The following is a 2,790-nucleotide window of genomic DNA, read 5'->3' on the forward strand; positions in this document are numbered from 1 at the left end:
TGTGTCCTCTTTGATAAACAAACTGTCCACTGCCTTTTCAAAATTTTTGCAGTTTTGAACTTCATCAATAAAAATGTAAGTGATTTGATCCTTGCAAAGCCGTTCCTTAACATAGTTATATAACTTTTTGTAATCAAGCAATTCCTCATTGTCAATATCTTCAAGGTTAATCGCTATAATTTGATGATCTTGGATGCCAATTGACTTGAGATAGTCAATGTACAAACGAAAAAGCGTTGATTTTCCGCAACGTCTAACACCTGTAACCACCTTAATGATTTTATGGTCCTTATTAGCAATGAGTTTTTCCAGATAATTTTTTCTGCTAATCATATCGAATACCTCTCTTAAAACTCATTATACCGCTTACCAATAACCTTGTAAAAGTTTTTTCTCTGTGCAGAAAAAACTTTTCATATTTCGACACTTTTCTCACATGAATAGGTGCCTCAAGGGGTATTTTTATTTCTTTGCCTTCAAAGAATCAATTGGAAACCATCATATTCACGAGGTCTAATGGTATTAATCTCTCATTGTATTTTATATTTCTAACAATAACTCCATTACTCTTTTTTCCTTTTTAGACAAATCAACCAAAATCCCTGATGCTTGATTTATATAATCGATGCTTCTCGTTTCTGCAGTCTTTTCAAATAAATCAGAAACCTTTGTCCACAAAAGCGCTATTTCAGTAAACATTTCATACGCATCATTTAGCTTTTCTATTTTTAGCAAATCATAACTTTCTTTTAAAAAATCTCGATATAAATTTCTAAATAGAGCGCCACCAGTCCCGCCCTTTTCCATCAACATTGCGGTTGTTTTAAAATCACTTTCAATGTTCTTGCTATTTCTAAACCATTGTTTTATTTCTTGACTGGATTTTAGTACTCCTTTATATCCGATATTTTTTATTGGAGGGTTCAGATAATCTTTAGCATTATTCTTTATAGCAACCACAATTGATTTTTTTAGGTCATAATCTTTATTCATACTTTGTATTGTATAACTTAAATTTTTCGATGACATCGGACCTTTTTCTTTTCTTGCCAGCTCAAGGTTTTTAAGCGAAGTTTTCACTTGACTACCTTGTTGTTTGGTATCTACTAAATAAGCAAAACTTTCATCATATCCATACATGGCTACATAATGCCCTGCAAAGTGCATCTTATTTGTAAAATAATCCAAATGATAGCAATCAAGTTTGAGCCCAACGGGAATATCATTAACAATTTTGTTTCGGGTATTTTCCCAAGCCTTTTTTGATGATGTAGTTTCCTTAACTTCTAATTTTAAGTTTAAATTTTTTGCAATATTTTGAGTTAAAGCATCTGGCTTAATTCTTCCACCAAAGAAAGGAAAATCCATTATCTTCATATTCCAAAATATAAAACCCAGTCCCTCTCCTAGGCCGAAAAGCATGGGTTCAGAGAGCTCAATACCAATTTGGTTTAGCAATGTTCCGGTCGCAGTTGTTTCACAATGCTGGCCGATAAATGGTTTAATATTCTTGATTAAATGTGTCATGTATCTCCTTTCTTTCTCAAATGTAATTTCTTTTCTTTTATTATATCAAATATAACATGACAACAGCATGTCATATACAAATAATTATATAGTCCTTCTTCAAATCTTTTCAAATGCCATATCATCACTGTGTTCATCACTAATATGTGTAAGAATGAAATAATAGTTCACAAATAAAAATCTACCCCAGCTACATAGCCAGGATAGATATTTGATACATATAAGTTGCGTGGATATTTCGTCTTATTTTTTGTACCTTCGCCTATGAGAATTGCTGATTCCGGACATTGGCTGTAGCATGCCTATTCCTCCTCCAGCAACCAATCCACAAGATTTAGATGTCCAATCCCTTCATAATTTGCAGGCACCCCTATCTCATCTAAACTCAAAAGCACTTTTCTATGATGATCCGGAATTCTATTAAGGGGAAGTAATTCTCTTTGAAGGGTTGTTGCATCAAGGACCGTCGCAGCGACCTGATAATAGATAATCTCATCTGAATTTACCGCTACAAAGTCAATCTCTTTTTCTGCCAACTTTCCGATACTGACTTTGTTACCTCTTCGCAGCAGCTCAAGGTAAGTGATATTTTCTATTACATTTCCTAAATCCGTGGAATACCCTGAAAGCAACAAATTTCTAATACCCATGTCGACAAGGTAATACTTCCCTAGCGTCTTTAGAAACTGTCTGCCCTTGATGTCATACCGATCCACTTTGTAGAACAAATAACTATCTGTGAGTGCATTCATGTATGAGGCTACTGTGTTTACAGAAATCTTGCGTCCTGATGAGTTGAGCGTATCACTGATTTTTTTGATAGATATGGGACTTCCGATACTGCTCATCAAGACTTTTATAATGCTTTCAAGCAGTGAGACATCCGTTATGCCTTCACGTTTGGCAATATCCTTAATCAAAATTGTGTTGTAAATGCCTTCAATATAAGGATGAATAACATTAGGATTTTTTTCAATGGTTGCTAAATAGGGAAATGATCCCCACTTCATGTAGTCATTGAATAATTCCTTTTTACTATTCCCGGTATCTTTTTTAGCTTCATAGTATTCCCTAAACGACAACGGCAGCATATCAATGGTGATGTATCGCCCTGAAAGCAGTGTTGCTAGTTCCCCTGAAAGCATATACGCATTTGAACCTGTGATATAGACATCTGTGTCCTCTTTGATAAACAAACTGTCCACTGCCTTTTCAAAATTTTTGCAGTTTTGAACTTCATCAATAAAAATGTAAGTGATTTGA

At 34.3% G+C, this 2,790-nt stretch carries 3 protein-coding genes; all 3 read right to left on the reverse strand.

Annotated features, from left to right (window positions below):
- The coding region (locus CVU84_17570; protein PKM93095.1) for an ATPase at positions 1 to 333 on the reverse strand (333 nt) is incomplete at its 3' end.
- Positions 334 to 540: 207 nt separating this feature from the next.
- On the reverse strand, positions 541 to 1,527 hold the full coding sequence (locus tag CVU84_17575) for a lantibiotic ABC transporter (GenBank protein ID PKM93096.1): 987 nt from the start codon (positions 1,525 to 1,527) through the stop codon (positions 541 to 543).
- Between the two features lie 302 nt (positions 1,528 to 1,829).
- Positions 1,830 to 2,790, reverse strand: a 961-nt coding sequence (locus tag CVU84_17580) for an ATPase (GenBank protein PKM93097.1), incomplete at its 5' end; no start/stop codon positions are given.

The organism is Firmicutes bacterium HGW-Firmicutes-1 (assembly GCA_002841625.1).
Lineage (GTDB): Bacteria > Bacillota > Clostridia > Lachnospirales > Vallitaleaceae > HGW-1.

Coding starts and splice junctions, on each gene's coding strand:
- CVU84_17575 (PKM93096.1), bottom strand. CDS start 1,527: ATGACACATTTAATCAAGAATATTAAACCATTTATCGGCCAGCATTGT.